General features: G+C 59.5%; 20 protein-coding genes. 8 read left to right on the top strand and 12 right to left on the bottom strand.

Annotation, left to right across the window (positions count from 1 at the left end):
• Nucleotides 1–284 precede the first annotated feature (284 nt).
• The 3 genes from B9A95_RS00575 (at nt 285) to B9A95_RS00565 (ending at nt 2,311) form a co-directional block, all read left to right on the top strand.
• Nucleotides 285–875 (top strand): NADPH-dependent FMN reductase, encoded by a 591-nt coding sequence (locus B9A95_RS00575; protein ID WP_084045029.1) that lies wholly within the window; start codon nt 285–287, stop codon nt 873–875.
• Nucleotides 876–952: 77 nt separating this feature from the next.
• Nucleotides 953–1,438 carry a MarR family winged helix-turn-helix transcriptional regulator gene (locus B9A95_RS00570; RefSeq protein WP_084045028.1) on the top strand — a complete coding sequence of 162 codons (486 nt, stop codon included), beginning with the start codon at nt 953–955 and terminating at the stop codon, nt 1,436–1,438.
• 15 nt (nt 1,439–1,453) lie between these two features.
• Nucleotides 1,454–2,311 carry an SDR family oxidoreductase gene (locus B9A95_RS00565; RefSeq protein ID WP_084045027.1) on the top strand — a complete coding sequence of 286 codons (858 nt, stop codon included), beginning with the start codon at nt 1,454–1,456 and terminating at the stop codon, nt 2,309–2,311.
• Between the two features lie 144 nt (nt 2,312–2,455).
• On the opposite strand, the gene B9A95_RS00560 is transcribed toward B9A95_RS00565, so the two are convergent.
• From B9A95_RS00560 to B9A95_RS00550, 3 genes are all read right to left on the bottom strand, one after another.
• Nucleotides 2,456–3,055 (bottom strand): thioredoxin-like domain-containing protein, encoded by a 600-nt coding sequence (locus B9A95_RS00560; RefSeq protein ID WP_084045026.1) that lies wholly within the window; start codon nt 3,053–3,055, stop codon nt 2,456–2,458.
• An 88-nt stretch (nt 3,056–3,143) separates the two neighbouring features.
• Entirely contained in the window at nt 3,144–3,674 is a 531-nt protein-coding gene (locus B9A95_RS00555) for a YqhA family protein (protein ID WP_084045025.1), read from the bottom strand.
• Between the two features lie 95 nt (nt 3,675–3,769).
• Nucleotides 3,770–4,855, bottom strand: coding sequence for an ABC transporter substrate-binding protein (locus B9A95_RS00550; protein ID WP_084045024.1), 1,086 nt, complete (start codon nt 4,853–4,855; stop codon nt 3,770–3,772).
• 587 nt (nt 4,856–5,442) lie between these two features.
• Here B9A95_RS00550 and B9A95_RS00545 point away from each other — a divergent pair.
• The gene (locus tag B9A95_RS00545) at nt 5,443–5,727 is read left to right on the top strand and encodes a hypothetical protein (protein ID WP_084045023.1); all 285 of its coding nucleotides are present in this window, start codon (nt 5,443–5,445) and stop codon (nt 5,725–5,727) included.
• 557 nt (nt 5,728–6,284) lie between these two features.
• Here the strand turns inward: B9A95_RS00545 and B9A95_RS00540 are convergent.
• The 9 genes from B9A95_RS00540 to B9A95_RS00495 form a co-directional block, all read right to left on the bottom strand.
• Nucleotides 6,285–6,869 carry a hypothetical protein gene (locus B9A95_RS00540; RefSeq protein ID WP_084045022.1) on the bottom strand — a complete coding sequence of 195 codons (585 nt, stop codon included), beginning with the start codon at nt 6,867–6,869 and terminating at the stop codon, nt 6,285–6,287.
• A gap of 151 nt (nt 6,870–7,020) precedes the next feature.
• The gene (locus tag B9A95_RS00535; RefSeq protein WP_084045021.1) at nt 7,021–7,455 is read right to left on the bottom strand and encodes a hypothetical protein; all 435 of its coding nucleotides are present in this window, start codon (nt 7,453–7,455) and stop codon (nt 7,021–7,023) included.
• Nucleotides 7,452–8,861 carry a hypothetical protein gene (locus tag B9A95_RS00530; RefSeq protein ID WP_084045020.1) on the bottom strand — a complete coding sequence of 470 codons (1,410 nt, stop codon included), beginning with the start codon at nt 8,859–8,861 and terminating at the stop codon, nt 7,452–7,454. The genes B9A95_RS00535 and B9A95_RS00530 overlap by 4 nt, the downstream gene beginning before the upstream one ends.
• Nucleotides 8,858–9,805 (bottom strand): hypothetical protein, encoded by a 948-nt coding sequence (locus B9A95_RS00525; RefSeq protein WP_139806320.1) that lies wholly within the window; start codon nt 9,803–9,805, stop codon nt 8,858–8,860. The genes B9A95_RS00530 and B9A95_RS00525 overlap by 4 nt, the downstream gene beginning before the upstream one ends.
• A 183-nt stretch (nt 9,806–9,988) precedes the next feature.
• Nucleotides 9,989–11,839, bottom strand: a complete 1,851-nt coding sequence (locus B9A95_RS00520) for a type IV secretory system conjugative DNA transfer family protein (RefSeq protein ID WP_084045018.1) — start codon at nt 11,837–11,839, stop codon at nt 9,989–9,991.
• A gap of 443 nt (nt 11,840–12,282) precedes the next feature.
• Nucleotides 12,283–12,891, bottom strand: a complete 609-nt coding sequence (locus tag B9A95_RS00510) for a hypothetical protein (protein ID WP_084045016.1) — start codon at nt 12,889–12,891, stop codon at nt 12,283–12,285.
• On the bottom strand, nt 12,875–13,309 hold the full coding sequence (locus B9A95_RS00505; RefSeq protein WP_139806319.1) for a hypothetical protein: 435 nt from the start codon (nt 13,307–13,309) through the stop codon (nt 12,875–12,877). The genes B9A95_RS00510 and B9A95_RS00505 overlap by 17 nt, the downstream gene beginning before the upstream one ends.
• Before the next feature lie 373 nt (nt 13,310–13,682).
• On the bottom strand, nt 13,683–14,144 hold the full coding sequence (locus B9A95_RS00500; RefSeq protein WP_084045014.1) for a hypothetical protein: 462 nt from the start codon (nt 14,142–14,144) through the stop codon (nt 13,683–13,685).
• Between the two features lie 716 nt (nt 14,145–14,860).
• The gene (locus tag B9A95_RS00495; protein ID WP_084045013.1) at nt 14,861–15,196 is read right to left on the bottom strand and encodes a winged helix-turn-helix domain-containing protein; all 336 of its coding nucleotides are present in this window, start codon (nt 15,194–15,196) and stop codon (nt 14,861–14,863) included.
• Nucleotides 15,197–15,884: 688 nt separating this feature from the next.
• Between B9A95_RS00495 and B9A95_RS00490 the strand changes: the two genes are divergently transcribed.
• The 4 genes from B9A95_RS00490 (at nt 15,885) to B9A95_RS00475 (ending at nt 20,153) form a co-directional block, all read left to right on the top strand.
• Nucleotides 15,885–16,250: a hypothetical protein gene (locus tag B9A95_RS00490; protein ID WP_084045012.1), complete on the top strand. Its 366-nt coding sequence runs from the start codon at nt 15,885–15,887 to the stop codon at nt 16,248–16,250.
• An 892-nt stretch (nt 16,251–17,142) separates the two neighbouring features.
• A complete protein-coding gene (locus B9A95_RS00485) occupies nt 17,143–18,408 on the top strand; it encodes a DUF1800 domain-containing protein (RefSeq protein ID WP_084045011.1) in 1,266 nt (421 codons plus the stop codon).
• Between the two features lie 25 nt (nt 18,409–18,433).
• Nucleotides 18,434–19,624, top strand: a complete 1,191-nt coding sequence (locus B9A95_RS00480; protein ID WP_084045010.1) for a DUF1501 domain-containing protein — start codon at nt 18,434–18,436, stop codon at nt 19,622–19,624.
• 55 nt (nt 19,625–19,679) lie between these two features.
• Nucleotides 19,680–20,153 carry a hypothetical protein gene (locus tag B9A95_RS00475; protein WP_245808067.1) on the top strand — a complete coding sequence of 158 codons (474 nt, stop codon included), beginning with the start codon at nt 19,680–19,682 and terminating at the stop codon, nt 20,151–20,153.
• The last annotated feature ends 2 nt before the right edge of the window (nt 20,154–20,155 follow it).

Below are 20,155 nucleotides of genomic sequence, written 5' to 3'. Positions count from 1 at the left end.
GCGAGCCGTTCTTTGAAAGGTCTTGCTGGAGAGGCACTCCTACTGTCTTTGGGAGCATGCCACAGGCGGCGGCTTTTTGCTCGTTCTGTTGGGAGAGTTGACATTCGGAGTAATAACACCTAAAGTCACACCACCGGAAGAACAGCGGACGCTGCACGTGCCCATCTGCTCCAACGAATAGAGTCTCCATGACCAACCCCAAGCCCAATTTCCTCCAACGCCTTTTGTCTCAGCTCTACCCCCGACCGACTTCGCCCGCTATTCCTTCTGTACAGGAGTCCATCATGACGAACCCCAAGATCGCGATCATCATCAGCAGCACCCGCGCCACCCGCTTCGCTGACAAGCCCACCCAGTGGTTCTACAACATCGCTTCCCAGCGCACCGACCTCGACTTCGAGATTGTTGACCTGCGCGATTTTCCCCTGCCCTTCTTCGATGAGGTCGCCTCCAATGCCTGGGCCCCTACCCAGAACCCCATTGGTGTTCAGTGGCAGCAGAAACTCGCCGAATTCGACGGCTACGTCTTCATCACCGCCGAGTACAACCATGCGCCGACCGGCGTGCTGAAGAACGCCCTGGACTACGCCTACCCCGAGTGGAACAAGAAGCCCGCAGCGTTCGTCGGTTACGGCTCCGTCGGTGCAGCCCGCGCCATCGAGCAGTTGCGCCAGATCGCCGTCGAACTTCAGATGGCGCCTATCCGGAGCGGCGTGCACATCATGGGTGCAGATTTCTTCGGTGCGTGGCAGCAGGGTGCAGCCCTGGAAGACATGGCTCACATCCAGCCCAGCGTGCAGGCCTTGCTTGAAGAGCTCGCCTGGTGGACCAAGGCGCTGAAGACCGCGCGCGAAGCGACTGTCGCGGGCGCATAAGGGAGACGAAGGGGGTGGGCTTGGCCCACCCCCTTTCCGTTTTGACAATTGGTGTTGTAACATATATAATTTATGGTATGAGCCCTCTCCAAGACGAACTTCAGCAACGCCGCCCCTTCCGAAGTTTGGAGGAGGAAGCCGCGCTTAACCTTGCCCGCACCATGAGTCTCCTCGAAGATCAGAGCGTTGCCTTCCTTCGCGACCACGGCCTTACGCCCAGCCAGTACAACGTCCTGCGCATCCTCCGGGGTGCGGGCGACGAGGGCCTCGGCCGCAACGAAATCGGTGAGCGAATGATCAGCCGTGCGCCGGACATCACCCGGCTGCTTGACCGTATGGAAGCCGCCGGCCTGGTGCACCGACAGCGCAGCACCACCGACCGCCGCTGCGTCCCCACGGTCATCACCGAAAAGGGCCGCGCCCTGGTCGACGCTCTCGACAAGCCCAACGCTGACATGCAGCACGCCCACTTCGGTCACCTCACCGCAGGGCAGTTGCACACCCTGATCGAAACCCTCACCCAGATCCGCGAACGCATTACCTCTGCCGTTGCCGCGGACTGACCCCAGGAGTCCACCATGATTGCTGTCACCGGCGCCACCGGCCATCTCGGCCGCCTCACCCTCCAAGCTCTCCTTCAACGGGGCGTTCCCGCGAGCAACCTCGTCGCCCTCGTGCGCAACCCTGAGAAAGCTGCAGACCTTGCCGCTCAGGGGATTCAGGTTCGCCAGGCCGACTACCACCAGCCTGAAAGCCTCACTGCGGCGCTTCAGGGCGTTGAGAAACTCCTCCTGGTCTCGACCAGCGACTTCCATGACCGCGCTGGTCAGCACCGCAACGTCGTGGAAGCGGCCAAATCGGCTGGTGTGCGTCTCCTCGCCTACACCAGCATTCTGGGTGCCGACCGCACCCCGATGCTGCTGGCCGGTGACCACAACGCCACGGAAGTCATCATCCGGGAGTCTGGCCTGCCGTACACGTTCCTGCGCAACGGCTGGTACACCGAGAACTACACCGGCACCCTCGCGCAGACCCTGGAGCAGGGTGCGATCCTCGGTGCGGCGGGCGACGGGCACTTCACACCGGCCACCCGTCAGGATTACGCGGAGGCTGCTGCCGCTGTCCTGACAACCGAAGGCCACGAGCACAAGACGTACGAGCTCGGTGGGGACGAAGTCATCACCATGACAGACCTCGCGGCAGAACTCAGTCGTCAAAGCGGAAAGACCGTCACGTACCACAACCTCCCCGCGGAGGAGTACAGCCGAACCCTGGTGGGCTTCGGCGTTCCTGAGGGCATGGCCGGCATCCTGGCCGACTCGGACACCGGCATCGCTCGGGGAGACCTCGCCACGAACAGCGGTGATCTGCGCCGCCTGATTGGCCGCCCCACCACGTCCCTCGCCAACGCGCTCAAAGCAGCCCTGGACGCGTAACGCGAGCTCGAACGCCACAAGCGCATTGAACCGCACCTGCAGAACAAGGTGCGGTTCTTCGTAGCTCTTCGGTTGATGCGACATGCGCGGTGCGCTCCCCCAGTACGACCACGAAGGCGGGGGACACACCGCGTTTCAGGAGGCTTACGCGCCGGTGACCCCACCGCTACAAGGCGCACCGCGCTCAGGTGCCTGCGTGCCTTGCTCGAACTTCGCCAGGAACTTCGCGAGGCGTGGGTCATTCGCATCTGAGGCCCGCAATTGTCGGTTCCACGCGCTGATCACCACCGCTTCCTTGAGGCCTGGGTAGGGTGAGAGCAGCGTATACGTCCGGCCGTCCACCAATTGCTCCAGGGTGCGTCGTTGCGCTTCTGGGAGGTCCGCCCGGTAGGTGATCCATACGGCGCCGTGCTCCAAAGAGTGGACGGCGAGATCGTCCTCAACGGGCTTGGTGTAGACCCCACAGTTCAGCCAGGTCGGGTTGTGCGGCCCACCTACCGGGGGAGATTCAGCGTACTTCACAGGCTCCGTCTGGTGAACGGAGCCCAGATAGCGGTAGCTGGTGACGCCGTCGAGGCGGTTGACGGCGGTCCAGGCGACCGTGCCGCCCACCACGACGGCGAGAAGGCCGCCAACGACCGCGGCCGCACGAATCTTCGCCTGGCGTTGAGCAGCAGCGAGTTTCTCCCTGTTGGTTTTGTTTTTGGAGGATTGACGATTGGATTTTTTGTTGGATGGACTCATAGAGAACCTCAAAGAGAATGGGGCGCGTTGGAGCTGGAGGCCCACTTCCCGTTAGGTTCTGTGGGACGTCACGCCTGAGGGGCCAGGCTCACTCTTCTTGCCCGTCCCGGTGGGATGAGCCGTGGATGGCGGTGTGAGCGAAGCTAAAAGCAGCCAGCGCCAGCACGACCACCCCGATGGCTTCGCCGAGCACCAGCAGGTCGCTGGAGTCCGAGCGCTCGTAGGCCACCGCGAAGAAGCGCACGGCCAGGGCAACGACCACCACGCCAAGCAGTTTGCTTTTGAGTTCGTCGACGCTGGAGATGCGTAACCAGTGGGGCAGATTGGCGATGGCATTCACGAACAGGCCGTATAAGCCGAACCCCACGATCAGCAGGGCGGTGGCGATCAACAGGATGTCGGCCTGTTCGACGGCCGCCAGGACCAGGGTGTGCAGCGATTCCTCCTCGCCCAGATGGTTGAGTTCCTGTGCGGCCAGACGAAAGACACGTACGGCGGCAGACAGGAACAGGAGCGTTGAGAGGGTAATGCTGGACAGTACCCCCAGCACCGCGACGAAACGGAACGGGCCGACGAGGCGGTCGGCTTGCTTCACTGCGTTGGGTTCGGGGGGCGTCATGTTCAATCGTTTTAACGTACCGGGAAGGAGAGCTTCGCGGATATCAACGCGTGAAGGAGGGCCGCGCGGCGTACGTGCCGCACGGCCCTGCTGAATTAACGCCCGTCGATCAGAGGGGAGGGACCCTGGGCGGGGCCGATGTAGCGTTCGATCTGGAAGCGGAAGCGTTCGACGGTGGCGCGGTCACGCATGAAGGCCTGGAAGTCCGTGTGGTCGGTGTTGTATTCCGCCAGAGGCTTCCAACCCTGGGGCGTGGCAACGTCATCGCGGATAGGCCAGAAGGGAGCGTTTGCCTGGAATTCCTTACTGAGCAGGAACGACAGGAACAGTTTCGCTGTCGCGGGATGCTGGGCATCTTTGAAAATGGCGGCTGTCTGCGCCCAAGTCAGGAAGGAATCCGTACGCGGAACGTTGAAGCGCAGGGGCAGGTTGGGTTGGGGGAGAAGGGGGAAAGCGGCGGTAAAGGTCACCGTTCCGGGTTCCTGGAGCAGCGGCTTGATGGGCGTGGCAGAGCCACGCACCCAGCGGACGTCCTGAGCCAGCAACCGATTCATGTACGTCCAGCCGTGCTTCTGAATGATCTTGTAGAACTGGTACAGCACCGCGTCGTCATCGTTGGGGTAGACCAGGACGATCTTGCCCTTCCATTTCGGATCGAGGTAGTCCAGGGCATCAAGGGGCGCTTGATCTGCGGGGGTGGCGGCCACGTTTGAGATGTTTGAGAAGCTGAAGATGAGCATCCCGGTGTAGGCACCGTCAGGGTCCTTGAACTTCGGGGCGATATGGTCCCAGCCGACGGGCTTGTAGGGGAGCAGGGCACCCTCGGACTTCCAGCGGTCGAAGTCGTGGAGCGTCTGGAGTAGGGCCACGTCGGTGTATACGTTCTTGGACGCCAGCTGCTGGTCGATTCGTCCCTCGTGGTACTTGCTGAGGTCGACCGTGATCTTGACGTCTACACCAGGAAAGGCCGATTTGAAGGCCTGAACGGTGCCGTCCTGCTGGTTGAGTTCGTCGCCGCCGGCCAGCACCTGAAGGGTGCCCCCTTCCTTGAGGGCGGCCTGATACAGCTCGGGAATGGTCAGGTTGTCGCTGTCACGTTCCAGGGTGGAAGCCGTTTGGGCGAGGGCGGCCGTGCTGCTCAGTAGAAGGATGGACGTGAGGTGGATCAGAGTGCGGGTCATTGCAGTCTCCTGGAGTGAGGAAAGGGATGGTAGGTGACGGCTAGGTCAACGGATATAGGTCTTGCCGGTGAACTGAGTAGCTGGTCAGGGGAGATTTCAGGACAACTCCTTGTCATGCTTAAAGGTGTTTAAACACCTAAAGTTGAGCAGGAGAAGATTAGGGGAAGGGGTATGTCCCAACAAAAATACCGCTGTATTGCGAACACTTAAGCTCGCGCAACTCCGCTATATAGACTCCTGGGCTTGGATAGGTACCAGAAGCTTCCTCGTGCCCTTGGGTCAGATGTTAGGTGTTTGAACAACAGAATGCAAGAGGGCAGGATGCGATACACCCTGCGAGTCGACCGACGAACGTATCAGGAAGGCCTAGATCCAGTTGTCGGCGTAACGGAGTCCAGGCTATAGCCGAGCAACTTCTCTCACCCCTCTTCGCCTGGCAGAAGGTCAAGGCCACTCGGAAGGGTCGAATACCTCAGGTGGTACGCCAGCCGCTACGAGCCGCTGTGGGTATGCCTGGGAAGTTAAAACCTCAACACTCATCCAGCCGGGTGCAAACCACCGAGGTTGTAACGTCTAGACTCTTGAGAATGAACCTTGAGGAATTGATCGTGTTGGCACGGGAGCAGGAACGCCTGACCATTGAATTTCAGGACCTGATGAAGCGCCTGGAGCAGCATCCCGCATTGGGGCTTATCGATCCCTCCACCTCAGATATTTTCCAATCTCTGGAACACAGCCGTGTTGTAAGTCAAGAAGCAATCGAGCAACGAAATCAAATGGGGTCAATATTGCAAGACTTCAACACCCGCTTGAGCGCGAATGTGAAGTACTTGCAGCGCGTTCTCAAGGAGTTCGAAGACGACGAACTTTAAGTGAACGTCAATGCTGAGGGCGCGTGCATAACCGGTAGGGCCCACTGGAGAAGCGAGCCACCTCGCTCGACAGCTCAGATAGCTGTCAATACGGACAAGCCGTGAGGGTGAGAAACAAACGAAGAAGGCGACCCGGAGGCCGCCTTGATTTCTCCAATATAGGCTGGTATTCAGGCTTTGTCAAATCATGCAGCCGGATCTGCGAGTGGCAACTTTTGTCTGTTCATGACGCGTTCAACCTGTACGGCATTCCAGGGCCATTCAACGAATTGCCGTCCAAGTGGTGGACAACCTCGCCGGTCAGCAGGGGCAGGCTAAGACTTCAGCCACCACCCGGCGGTGGACGCGAATACGTGGCCGTGTCGCAGGGTTCGCGAGCATCTTGCGCTCCTCGTCGTCCGGGCCGTCGTGGGTCCATCCTCGGTCCTCACGGTAGGGTAGGCCGCATCCAGCAGATCAGCAATCTCAATGGCAGACAAATCAGCAGGGCGCATAGAACCAGAGTAAAGGACGCCTCCCCACAAAAGGGATGCGCCCTTTCAAGAGAAGCCGACGCCTCACGACTCTTGCGTAAAAGCCTTCGGACTGAAATTGAACAACTTGAATTTTTCGGGATCGAGTGCCAACTTCTTCCGACCCGGCTCAGGTTCGTAAAAAGCGTCCCTGAGTCTAATCATTTCAATCTTGTCCGCATCATAGCAGTAGACGTGCATTTCGCTGAACTCGTTACTCAGCACTTCTTTTGCATAAAGCCGACGAATGCCAACCCTAGTGTATCCGTCTTGTTTCGCAAGAACGAGGACTTTCTTGCCATTTTCATAGTAAACGACAGAATTTCGCCTCTCATTAACGCTGGTCTCATATCCCTTCTTTGTCAAATCCTTCTCAACTTGCCGAAGAAAGACTGCATTTATTAGGCTCTCTTCACTGGGAATGTAGCCACTGGAATGCCCAACCATGATTCTGCCTTTATGAGCGAGATAGGCGATTTTCCCTATCTCCGTTTCCATAATCCGAATGAAGTTTCTTGCTATTGCTATGTCTACTAAGTCTTCACTATGAACAGACCTGGCCTCGAATTCTAGCATTGCGCCGTGTCTATCAATGTCTTTGAGCAGACTCTCCAATTTCTCGGTATCCATTCCTGCGGCTCCTTTAAGTCTAGGTATCATAACGGAAGGCCAAGAGGCTGCCCCTTCTTCCGTGAAAGGTTGCTGTCCACCCCAGCCACTTCAGGCCAGGAGAAAGGCGTACCCCTGTGGTACGCCCAGAAACACGCTGCGCGCACAGCGTTCAATACCGCTTCGCCACCCCCCAGTATTGGCTCAGGAGTCCCATCACGGCGGCCACCTGCTTCGGGTCCTGCATGATCTGGAAGCCGTTGCGGTTGGGGAAGATCACCGGCCCGCCCTCGACCACAATCATGCTGCTGGTGAAGTTGGCCTTCAGGGCGTACACTGCTGCCCCTGCCGCTTTGAGGGGTCGCATGTTCTGCACCACACCCTGCGCGGTGAGGACCCGGACCTGAATGCTGCGGTTTTGCGCGAGCTGCAAGATGCCCCGCTGAAACTCCACGTTCCCAAAGGTGGTGCCGTACATCTCCACCTTGCCCCTCAGCAGGCCCAGGACGGCCCTGGTGTCAGTGGTGTTCACCAGATTGGCGGACGCAGGAGCGGCAGACGCCACGGGAACGAAGGCCAGCAGCAGAGCAAGGGGAAGGCGTCTCATTTGAACATTCCTTTGTACTGAGTGGGCGGGGTTCCGGCCACGCGAGGCAGGGGATACCCCTCGCCCACACTGTTCCAGGTGAAGTGTGTCTGGAGGCCCACGTAAGGCAGGCCCGCCGTGTACTCCTTGATGAGGATGGGGGCAGGCATCGGCACGGGAACGAGGCTCGGCAGGTAAACATTGAAGCCGGACGCCATGTAAATCATCTGCCGGAGAGGCTTGGCGCTTCCCTTCTCCGGCAGCAACAGTTTGTTCATCCTCGTCCATGCGCTAAAGATGTTCGTGTACCCAAACCGCTCATACACCGGCTGAGCCCTGACTGGGAAGGTGCGCTTGAACTCTTCGAGCTGCCACACCCCAGGCGGGTTCTGCAACGAGTCCTTGGCGTTCGGCAGCAGGTGGGCGCGCAGGGGCAGCGTGACCTTGTTGCTCGTCAGCCCCTGCGTGTAATAGACCGGAGCGGTCAGCCCGAAGATGCCGCCCAGCTTCCCGCCCGCCTCATTCCCCTTGTTCAGCACCGCGTGGGGATCGGGGTTGAGGTTCTGGGTTGGCGCGATCAACGCCCCGCTGAGCATGTTGCTCCAGAGCAGCGGGTAAAACTTCCCCGTGGGCTTCACCGCCTTCAGCACGTCCTCCTGGTACTCCTTCTGGTAGTCCAGCTCAGCCTTCTTCGTCGCCTTTGCAACCCGCTGGAGTGCAGCGTTGTAGTCGAAGTGGAGGGGCTTCGGGGCCGCAGGATTTAACGTCTCCTGGGTGCCCTCGATGCAGAACAGCTTGGCTCCACCCGCGTAGATACACGTCCCTGGAATGGAGATGGGCACGAAGTCCAGAGTGTAGTCCTGGCAGTAATCCTTGTTGGGAACGTTGGGCAGGATCAGGTACGAGTCCATGAAGAGGTCGTCTTTGACCGCCTGGCTGGGCATCTTCCCGTCCAGTTGCTTCGGGTACATGCCCTTTTCGACGTTGATGACGACTTCGGGCTTGTTGGCCTCCTGATTGCGACCCCAGTCCACCAGGCAGTGCGTGAAGTACATCGCGGGGTTGTTCAGCTCCAGCAGTGCGCGCCAGTAGTAGCGGTCCTCGAAGCGTTGCCAGGACTGCCGGAGGTCCTTGCCTACCCTGACCGTCTCGTCCTCCATGCTGTACGGTGCCCGGTACTCGTACTCGTAGTCCTGGCAGATTTCCCGCTCGCTGGGCGGCTTCACCTTGTTCCTTTCAAGGCACTTCCGGTAGGCGCTCAGGGCGTCTGAGCTGATAAACGAAGCGTAGGGGATGGGACCCAACGCACTCGTGTTGAAGATGGAATTGCGTTTGGAATAGTCCGGCGTGTCGTCGTCTGCCCTGGCAAACGCGCTCCCACCCGCTGTACAGAGCAGCAGGCCGCAGAGAAGGGCTGTGCGCCTCATTTCAGCATGACTCCCAGGAACCTCTTCTGACCAAGATGGTTGGTGCCCGTGTCCTTCTCCTGAAGGGCAAACATCAGGATTTTGGCCCCCTTCTTGTTGATCTCGCTCCTTGGAATGCGGATGCTCCCCGTCATAGGGGCGCTCGTGCTGAGTGGGGCCATCCGCGGCTGTCCACGCTCCAGCGAAGCGGAGGACACATCGTCCCGGATGCGGAGGTTCACGGCTTGGTTGTCGAACAGGTAGAGGGTCCGGTCCTTGGCCTGGGTCTGAGAGATGGTGTAGTTCACCGTCACCATGTCCCCCGCTGTGCTGTCCACCCTGGCTTCGACTTTGAGGCCATCATTCGAGCCGTAGAAGGTCGTGGGCTTGGCTCTCGGAGCAGGCTTGGGGGCAGCGGGCTTGACGGGCGCAGGTTTAGGCGTGGTTGCCAGGATCGGAGCGGGCTTCGCTGCAACCGGCTTCATCGCAACTGGCTTCACCACCGCAGGCTTTGCAACAACTGGCTTCGGGGCAGCCTTGACCGGAGCGGGTTTGGAGGCTGTCACGACTACTGACCGGCGAGCCGGAACTGGGGCAGGCTTAGGCGCAGGCGTGGCGTCCCGGATGGTGTATGCCAGGACGCCACTCGGCTTCTTCGTCAAGTCCACCAGCAACTTGAGGATCACGGGGTCGCGGGAGCCACCGCCAGGCTTGGGGGCCTCATCCGCAGGGGTCAGAAGCCGAACATTGAGGTTTGCCGTCCCCCCTTGCCTGATCACGTCCAGGTACACCACCATGCCGTCGTACTGGTCAATGGTGGCCATGAGGGCACTCTGCTTCGCGGCATTGACGCCGACGCTCTGGACTTTGCGCGGAAAAACAATCGAAATCTGATACTCGCTACTCGCCACCACCTTGACCACTTTGTTGTTCATCAGGTCTGCCGTGCTGAATACGGTTTGCACCCCCGTCTTCACGACGGGGGCGTTGGAGGCGACAGCGCTGGTTTTCGCCGCCCCAGAAGCCAGGGAGGAAGTTAGAAGCACCAGACCCACAAGTATCCTACACGTCATACCAGAAAAATAACATGAATATACAGGTTATTGGTACTAAATCCCCATAGAAAGTGACTGAGTTAAAGATGGGGCTTAGAAGCGCAGTCGGCTCCGGTCCGCGGCAGGTTTCGGCTCTGGGGCCGCTGGAGCTTCCCCTGCTCCCCCGAGGTCTAGGGGCGCAGCACCAGGGGCAACCGGCGGTGCGGCTTGGGGAGGTGAAGTGGGAGCAGCAGGCGCGGGGGCAGCAGGCGTAGGGGCCTGCTCCGTCTGCGGTGCCGTGACCTGGGGAGTCAGCGGTCGTGATGGCTCAGGCAGTGCCGCAACGGGCGTCTTCTTGTCGTTCTCTACTGCGGCCTGAGCGGGCTGTACTTGAACAGGTCGCGCTGGTGGTTGCGGTGGTGGAAGCTGCTGAGCTTCCTTGTACTCACGGAAGCGCCACGGCTCCAACCTGTACGCCAGGATCGGCGGCAGATTGTTGGTCAGCACGACGCTCTGCCCCACTTCCAACATGGCGAACTCCGAGGCTGAGATCAGCTCTTTCTCCGTCAACCGAACATTGCTGTTCAACTCGTGCTGATGTTCGCCTTTGGCGATGCCCCGGTCTTCCACCATGTACTTCCCACACGACGCCGCGACGAACGACGAGGTGCCCTCTTTGTCCACCTCTGATCTGTCTACGGCGGGAAGAAAGACCTTCGTGTGGATGTTCTCCATGATGGAGGTCTTCCCTTCCTTCCCCCAGATGTCCGTGATCTGCGCGATGGACTGCACGTACACGCACATGTAAATGCCGCGTCCGGCCACGGTTGCGGCGTACTCCGGAAGCAGGTTGGGCCTGGCCCTAAACGCCTCGTCGAACACGGCCAGAAGTTTCTGACCCTTCAGGTTCTTGTCCAGGTCGTACTGCCGCATGATGCTGCGGAAGATCGCGTCAATCACGAGGTTAAAGAGCGGCAAGTTGAGCGCCAATTCCGACTCGCGGAACACGAGATAAACGGTTGTCCTCTCGCGCATCAGGTCAGCGGCCACGAAGTCACTGCCGCCCGTCATGTGCATGACACCTTCGGTGGTCAGGTAGCTGGCCGCCGTGATGAGACGCTGCCAGGAGTTGTTGAGAAAACGGTCTCCCGATGCGGCGTCCCAATCCATCTTGTCGGGGTCTTTGGACAGGAATGCGTTGAGCCATTTCGTGATTTGCGGATGCCCGAGCTTGTGGAGTGTGATGGCGGCTCCGGGCAGTCCTTGCGGGTGGTACAGCATCGCGTCCAGCGTGGGAATAACGGGGAATCCCTGCACCTTTGCGGCCTTGATGATCGCGGCCAATGCCGAGCTGGCACGCTGGGCGAAAATGGCGTTATCTCCGTCCGAATCTGGATTCATGAACGCGAGTGCCGCCGAGAAGATCTGCTCGTCGGTCTCCAGCTCTAAGAAGGGGTCATATTGGTGACTCTTCTCTCCGCTCGACGGGTTGATGATGAAGACTTGTTGCCCCAGGACCTCCTCTCTGTAGCCTGCCGTCTGCTCTGCGATCTCCCCTTTGATATCGACGACAATGGCCGATCCTTCCCAGTGATACAGATTGCTGGCAATGCTCAGACCTTTGCCGCTTCTGCTCGGTCCGATCCACAGGAAGTGTCCTATTTCCTTCTTCCCTGCGAGGCCCGGACGCACGGCTAAGGGCTGCTTGTACGCGAAGCCGAGAAGGACGCCATCTCCTTCCAGTACGTTGCGTGTCAGCGGCCTGATCTCCTGTGGCGTAGCGAAGTGTGCGTTGTACCGAACTTGCTGTTTGGAGTCTTTGAAGGCGTAGACGAATACACCTCCAAGAATCAGGGTTGCGAGGGCCAGTGCAGGCTGCTGACTGAGCAGGAGATACGCGACGACCCAGAACACGCCCAGCGCCAACAGGTAACGCATGAAGAAGCGGCTGTAGTTGACGATCATAGGGTTCTCCCCGGCGCGCGAGGTGACTTGACTTTCGACTCTTCCACACGCGCGGAGTTGATCCGAACATCGCGCATTGCGACGACTTCAGGACGCCAGTACATCCCGAAGAACGTGCAGATGAGACCGAAGGTCAGACAGCCCAGATAGAGGCTTTTGATGAGGAGTGACGCGGACCAGGAGAACAGGATTGTTTTCCAACATGATGACGCCTGTACGCACGTCGTCCAGAACTGTATCCCTGCCCCTTTCCTCACCGATTCGTGCGACTGCTCGTACACCTTCACAAACTGCTGTACGGCGCGTTGAAAGTCAGGTTGCATACTTGTGAGGATCAGGAAGAGAAACGCGAGACACGAGAGGATTCCGAGCCATTTCACGGCAACGGGCCTCATGTCGACGTACATGGTCTGGAACCGCATCACATCACCTCTGATTTCCGTTTAACTTCCGAACTGAAGATCAACTTGTGTTGAGCGTTTCGGTGTGTCGTCCGCTGCGGTGTTCTCGATCTCTTTGCCGCCGCCACCTTTCGGTGTGCTGCTTACGTCCTGTACGTCCCTCTTCAAGCCGTACTCGACCTTGAGCATGAGGTCTTGCTCACGGTCTCCTACACGTCTCATCTCCTCCAATTGGGGAACGGTCAGTGGTCTATTCGTCGGCACAAGAACGTGGGCATGAGGGTTCTGCGTGTGGCCTTCTTTTCCTGCATGGACCACCAGCATGTAACTGTCGATCTTGCTCTGTTCGAGCACGTTCCGCGCCCACCTCTCCGTCTCTAAGCGCGTCATGTCCTGGTTGCCACTACTCAACACAAGTGTGTGCAGATATTGCCCTTTGGACGCCTCCAATTCTTTGCTGAGTTGCTGCCTGGCCTGCTCTCCATCACGCTCCAGTCGGTAACGTCCTTCGGCAGTCAAGATTTCTCTGTCCATACGTTGCATGTCGCGGTCAGGACGACCTGCAAAGTAGTCCAGGCTGCTCATGCCTGCGGCGGCTTTCCCCGATGCCGACGACACACGGCGGTAACGGGCCTTAACGACCGTGGCCATCCTGTTCGCCTTCACCTTCAGGTGGTATCAGCGCACGCCAGTCCCCAATACCGCGAATGTCCTCCCGGAGGTCGTCATACGCGGCGTCCCAGTTGATGCTTTCCAGCTCTTTGATGAACGCTTTGCTCTGCGGTGCGGGGAACACCATCGCGGCTTCGATGAGGCGGCGTGCGGTGCCCGCTTCCATGTAATTGCGGACCATCATCTCCATGATTCGGTCCAGGAAGCGGTTGCACTCTGCGCGCACGGCCCGGCGCACCAGCGGTATCAGGACTTCCTCGCCAGCTTCGGCTTCCCGTTGATAGAAGGCTCGCGTGAGGAGCGTTCCCGCATACTCGGTGAGAGGGATACCGACAGCGACGCTCCTTGCCTGAAGAAGGTCGGCGTCTTCTTTGCTGACCCTCACCTGTACTTTCACGGTGTTCGAGGGTGCTTTAGGCATCTGCCCCTCGATGGCTTCTTCGGTCTGAGGACACCGGTGCTCTCCGTGTGATCTGCGCTGTCATGTGAGGCTTGATTTGCACGTCATCTGCGAGGTGATATTGACGGAATCTGCAAAAAATAACAGATTCCGTAAAAGCCTTGTGTGGCACAGCATTTTTGGGTATCGGAATCAGATTCTTATCCTGCCGCTTTGGAGGAAATGCGTCGAGAAGGCAAAATTTTCCCTGGCCGCCCTCTTCCAACTTGGGATGACAGACCTGCTTGTCTCCCCCCCTGTTGGTGGCCCCTTCCAAGCTCAGAATGAAGCCTCCCATTTGAAGGTCTGCTCTCGCCGAGTGCCGAGGCATTTATTCCGCTTCCGTTTCCGCTCTGGGCTGCCTTGCCTTCTGAGGTGTTGCGGGTGCTGGCTGGGCTTCCTGTAGCGTCTCCGTTTTGAGTTTCGCGGGTCCAGCTTTGGGCTTGACTCGGCCTTTGCGCCTCTTCAATTCCTGGCGGAAGGCTTTAGCCTTGGCTCTGAAGTCCACCTTGCCTGTCACCACGTCATCGCTATGCACTGCCAGGCCTCGCCCCTTCCGCTTCAAGGCCAACGCCCGGACCGTCACCTCATGCCAGTCCTCAAAGGCTGGGCTGGCATCGAACGTCAGGTCCCGCTGCACTCTCTTCTTGATGTTGAAGGTCGCCTCGTTCGGCACCGCGTCAATTGTCTCGGCTTCCACCGCTGCGAGGAACAGCTTGAGATACCCCAGGCGATGGTCCTCGCCCACCGACGCGATGACCTCTGACAGTTTCCGGTATTGGATTTGCGTCATGGTTAATTTGTATCACGTTATGAATGACCGCGATATTTGTATCGGATATATGTCATGTGGCCACACTGACCAAACAGACCGCTTGTCGGGCTGTGGTCGTCACGAGCTGGGCCACTCTTCGGCCCCTCTGGTTCGCCGCTTCGGGCGAGTGTCCGCTTCCCGCCTTCACATCACCGTCCGCCTGGGACCCTCACGAGACTTGGGCGTGCCTGGCCTCACCTCGACGTGGCGAGGGCGATGACACGGGCGGGGGCAGCCATGGACTTGGCGACCTTTCAGCAGACCGAGCAACGGGTGATGACCGGACACGTTCTGAGGAGAATCCCCGCTCGAATGGGCAGTGTCCCTGGCTCTCCGCTCTGGCTCTTGTCGTGAGGGATGCTGCCTTGCTCTGGCATCTGCCACTCGCGAGGGCGGTTGGCTTCCCAACAGACCGCTTGTCGGGCTGTGATCCCTGACGAGCTGGGCCACCTTTCGGCCTCTTCAGCTCCCTACTTCGGCTGGGTGTCCGCTGCCCGCCTTCCATCGCAGTCGCCTGGGACCTTCCCCAGAACTGGGCGGGCGTTGCCATTCTTCGACGTGGGGCGACTGCGACAAGGGCGGGCGCAGCCATAAACCTGGCGACCCTTCAACGAATCGGACAACAGGAAGTGACCGGACGCTCTTCAGAGAGTGTCCCCGCTCGCACGAGCGGCCTTCTTGGCGCTGGTGCGTTTTCAGGAGGAGGGGCTGAAAGCGTACCCACTGCCCCGCAGGGTTCGGATCAGTCCGTCTCCGTTTACATCACGCAACTTGTGGCGGAGGTTCCCGACATGAACGTGTAGCGTGTTGGACCCTGGCAGTAGAGCGCCGTGCCAGACCTCGCGTTCCAGGTCTTCTCGGGAGTACACCCGCCCAGGATCACGGGTCAGGAAGAGCAGCAACTCAAACTCCTTGGGAGAGAGGTGGACCTCATGGCCCGTATAGAGGCACAGCCGGAGTTGTGGATGCAATTCCAGCGCCTCAATGGAGAGCAGGTCGTCCACGACTTTCGCAAGAGGTCTACTGACCAAAACCTCTCCTTTCCCCCTTAAACCGACTTAGTTTGACTGCCCAGTCTCGGCGACTGTGCTTGTCCACAGAGAGCATCGACATTGCCGCTGGTGATGGTGGCGGTAGCACTCACGATCGTGGCCCTGGCCTTCGCCACCCACTGGCTTTTTCCTGGGATGCCCTGAGGGGCCGCCGTTGCACTAAAAGCCCTCCTGGCTCCACCCGATGCTGCGGCTGCACTGGCCGTTATGTGTCCGTCGTCGAGCATGGCAAAAACTAGCGGCATCCCCGATGCTAGAAAAAACGGCGCGTTCCGGCCTCGGTAGTCCTGACCCTTATTGTGTGTCCTAGCCGACGTTTTTCGGAGACACTCTGTACTTCTTGCTCTGTTTTAGCGTGTTCTACACGTTATGTACAACCGCACCATCCGGCCCGGCGAGCCGCACCTCCTCCCAGAGCGTTAACCAGGGCAGATCCTCGTGTTCAGCGCCTGCGAGGGGAAGAAGGCGCTGCAGGGTGCCTAGCTGAGTAGTCACACGCCTTTTTTACATTCACAAGTTCTGCACAAGTTCTGCGCGAAGTCTGAACAGACAGTCCGCATACTGCGCCCCATGAACGAGCCGTAACGCCACAACAGGTTAAAGCTCCTCCTTCGTACGTCTTCAAAGCCTCGCTCTGGTGCTCCTGGCACCCCGAAAGGAAGATTCCATGCGTCACATCAAAGCTATACTGCTCTCCACCTTTGTCGCTGCGACCACCCTCACCACCGGCGCTTCTGCCACACCCGTCTACTTTCACAATGATTCTGGCGCCAGCGGCGTGGTGGACGTGTACGTCAATGGTCAACTTGTCTTTGATGACGTGTTCCCTGACAACAGCATGATGTTTCCCAAAGAGCTCCTGGCTGGTGAACACGAGGTGGTCGTCACGCCCAATTACCTGAAGCCAGGTGAGCAGGACCTCATGCGCACGACCCTCACCGTTCCTGAAGCTGGATTCGAGAATTATGCCTACACGATGACCTTCTCCTCGGGAACTGACGGCGTCTACGCTCCTGCCCTTAGCCTTGAATGAATTCCCGCACGGCCGAGCACCTCGCTCGCGTCACCGAATCCCCTGCTTACGCAGGGGTTTTGTTTTCTCTGTCATCGCGTGACCTCCGACTTCTACCAGCAACACCAAACGAAGAACGCGGAGTGACATGAAAGTCACCACCTTGATGCGCTCTGACTCGTCTGGCAAGGCAGGCCTCGTCACCTTCGGCAGTCTGAATGTGGATGGTGCACTTGCCGTCCCACCCTTCTGGGTCGGTCAGGGTGACGAATTCGAGGGTGTCTGCTGGGCTGGTGTGGCGGGGGTGGTTGCTCTTGAACATGGGTGTATGTCCGCCCTGCTTCACCCCCGGCTGGTGTGTCGTTTGTATTCGATTGTGTATCAGGGACAGAGAAAACGCCCAGAAGGGTGGCGCGGGTAGGAGGGCAGGTCAGGCGACACCGTCAAGCAGGAGCAGCTCCAGAGCGGGCAGACTGAGACTTCGGCAGCGGATTCAAGAGGTTGAAAATCGCTGAAGCCAGGCATCACCACGAAAAGGGAAGCAAGAACCGACAGTAGCGTGGATTCTGCCTTCATGCATCAAATCTTGATGAACACCTGATACCGTTCCTGTCGTTTATGCAGACCTCTGTTTTTACATTGGTTAAGCTCCTGAAGCTGCCACATTCCAGATTTAACCAGGTGATACTTAAACGCGCATGGCTGTAAAAGCGGGGAAAGCCATATAAGCCAACGCATGCACTGGTCCCAATGTCTTTGGGAATGAGACGCCGCCTTCGCCCCAGGAACGCGTTTGGCTGTGCGTATACATCTGGCAGGACACCTGCATCAACGCGGAGCAACCCTCCACCAGCCTTGTGAGGGCAACTCCGCCCGGAACTTTTTTGATCCGCATTGACTCTAAGAGGTGACTATGTCCCTAATCCCGCTTTCCCGCAAACTCACCCCTGAGGATGCTGCCCACTTGCTGCGCCGCACAGCCTTTGGTGGAACAGACGCCCAGATTCGTGCCCTGGTGGGGCGAGACGCACGTGAAGTCGCCCGTGAGCGGCTGACCTTCGACCAGCGGCTCACGGCAGACAACCCCTTTCAGCCTGCCGAAGCGGCCACCCCCTTTGCCGGTGTTCAGCTCACGCGGGCAGCGTGGCTGTACGAACTGCTCTACGGTTCCCAGCCCCTGCGCGAAGTGCTGACCCTCACCTGGAGTAACCACTTCGTGGTCGGCACAGACAAGGTCCGGAACGTGCCCGTGCTGGCGGAGTACCTGAATCTGCTGCGCCGCCACGCCGCCACCACCGACTTCACCCGCTTCGCACTGGATGTGGCGCAGTCACCCGCAATGCTGCGTTATCTTGACGCCGACTTAAACCGCAAGGGCAAGCCCAATGAGAATTTCAGCCGCGAACTGCTGGAACTGTTCACAACCGGAATCGGTCCTTACACGGAGAAGGACGTGCAAGAGGGCGCCCGCGCCCTGACTGGGTGGACCTTCCGGGGTGGGCGCGGCAACATGAAGTTCCTCGAGAGTTCCGAGTTCTTCTTCATTTCGAATCAGCACGACGGGGGCCGCAAGAGCTACCTGGGCCAGAATGGGAACCTGAGTGGCGAAGACGTCGTCCGGATTGCCGCCAGCCACTCCGCAACGGCCACGTTTGTCGCCCGGAAGTTGCACCGCGCTTTCGTCGCAGATACGCCCGATGAGAAGGCGGTAGAAGCCAGCGCTGAAACCTTCCGCCGTACGAACGGCGATATTCATGCGGTTCTCGAAGAACTCCTGGCCAGCGATCACTTCTATGCCCGCCGAGCCGCCATCATCCGCGGTCCAGTGGCCTACATCGTGGGGACGATCCGAACGCTGGGACAGCCAAAGCTGGAGGCCAAACAGATTTTGAACCTTGCGCAGACGGCAGGGCGCATGGGGCAGTTTCTCCTGCAACCCGACACAGTGAAGGGCTGGGATGGAGGCCGCGAGTGGGTCGGGGATACTGCCCTGCTGCTGCGGATGCAACTGGCGGCCTCGCTCACGTTGGGCAACAACGCCCCGAAGCTGGAGACCCAGCCGACCGACCTTGCCTTGCTCGGTGCCGAACGCTCGCCTCTCGAGGCTTTTACAAAAGGCCTCACGCCTCAGCAGCGCCTGTACCTGACCCTCATCAGCCCAGAATATGGGCTGGCCTGAACCCTGAATCACTCACGAGGTGACCATGCCTGTGGACCGACGCGACTTCCTGAAATACTCTGCCCTCGCTGTAGCCGCCACGAGCGGAATGCCCGGCTTCCTGGCCCGTGCAGCGGCCCAGGCCGCTGCCGAACCCGCTTCAAATGGCCGAACGCTGGTGGTCATCCAGCTGACCGGAGGCAACGACGGCCTGAATACTTTGGTTCCCTATACCAACGGGGCCTACTACGCAGCACGGCCCAACATTGCCATTCCCAAAAAGGATGTGCTCACCGTCACGCCTGACCTGGGACTGCATCCAGGGCTGAAACCCCTGATGCCGCTCTGGGACAGCGGGCACCTCGCGTGGATGGAGAACGTGGGGTATCCCAATCCTAACCGCAGTCACTTCGCCTCCATGGCGATCTGGCACACCGCTGATCCCACCCAGGCGCAAGCGGAGGGGTGGATTGGGCGCGTGGCTGAGAAGATAGGGGATCCATTTTGCGCGTCGAATATCGGCGGCACTACCCCGCAGGCATTACGGGCCGCCGACTTCAGCCTCCCTTCCATCGACACTGTCGATGGCTTTCAAGTGCGGCTCCCGGCGGGACTGGACGGGGTATTTGAGCGCTTGCTCAACGCCCCCCGTCAGGGTGAGGCCGACTATCTGAGCCGCGCGACCCGGCAGATGGTGGCGAACACCCAGAAGGTGCAGGCGAACGCAGCGAGATACCGTCCAAGTGCGAAATACCCGGAGGGCCGCTTCGGAACCAATCTGCAGGATACGGCGCGGTTGATCGCTGCTGGAACGGGACAGCGGGTCCTGTACGTGTCGCTGGGCGGCTTTGACACCCACGCGGGCCAGCGGGCCGATCAGGACGAGTTGCTCGCGACCCTCGCTTCTGGCCTCGCCGCATTCCAGGCTGACCTGGAGACGCAAGGCCTGGCAGACCGGGTCATAGTGATGGGCTTTTCCGAATTCGGGCGCCGGGTCGCTGAGAATGCCAGCGCAGGCACCGATCACGGGCAAGGCAGCGTTATGTTTGCCCTGGGCAAAGGTGTCAAGGGCGGCATCCACGGTGCCAGTCCCGACCTGGAAAACCTCGCGGACGGGGACATCCGTTACAAGCAGGACTTCCGGGGTGTGTATGCCGGGGCGCTGACGAACTGGTTGGGGCTCAACGCCCACGATATTCTGAACGGCAGCTTCGTGGGGCCAGCGTGGGTGGCGTAACTTCAATGAAGCGGTGGATCCAGCGCTCAGAACTCTGCACTGGAGGCACTGGGAAATGAGCGGACGCTGGATGAGGGGAGGCGTCAAAGATCCTCGACTGGGCGCCTTGCTGCTGGCTGGGCTCGTGTTGCTTTCGGCCCCAGCGGCGGTGGCCCTGCCCAAGTACCGCACGGAGGCTGCCCGCATGCTGGGTCACGATAAGGACGACCCCCTGTGGGAGCTGACCCGAAAGGTCATGCCCTGCACGACCTGCCACACTCAGCCCCAGGGGGGGAAAGGTTGGAATGCGTTCGGCCAAAGCCTTCAGGCCGAATTCCGAGCGCAACCCAAAGCCAACTTCCGCGTGGTCCTGGGTTCGGTTCTGGCCAAGAATGCGGACGCGGACGCGGACAACTACTCCGATGCGCTGGAGTTCTTCGCCCGTACCCTTCCCGGTGACCCTAAGAGTAAACCGGAGAAGCCCGTTCCCGAATTACAACAGGCCTTCGAGCAGGCGGGGGGAATGAAGCAGTACACGCCAAAGCCATAGGC

Source organism: Deinococcus hopiensis KR-140, assembly GCF_900176165.1.
GTDB classification, from domain to species: domain Bacteria; phylum Deinococcota; class Deinococci; order Deinococcales; family Deinococcaceae; genus Deinococcus; species Deinococcus hopiensis.
The sequence above is the reverse complement of the archived record's forward strand: the minus strand, read 5'-3'. Positions and strand labels throughout refer to the sequence as shown.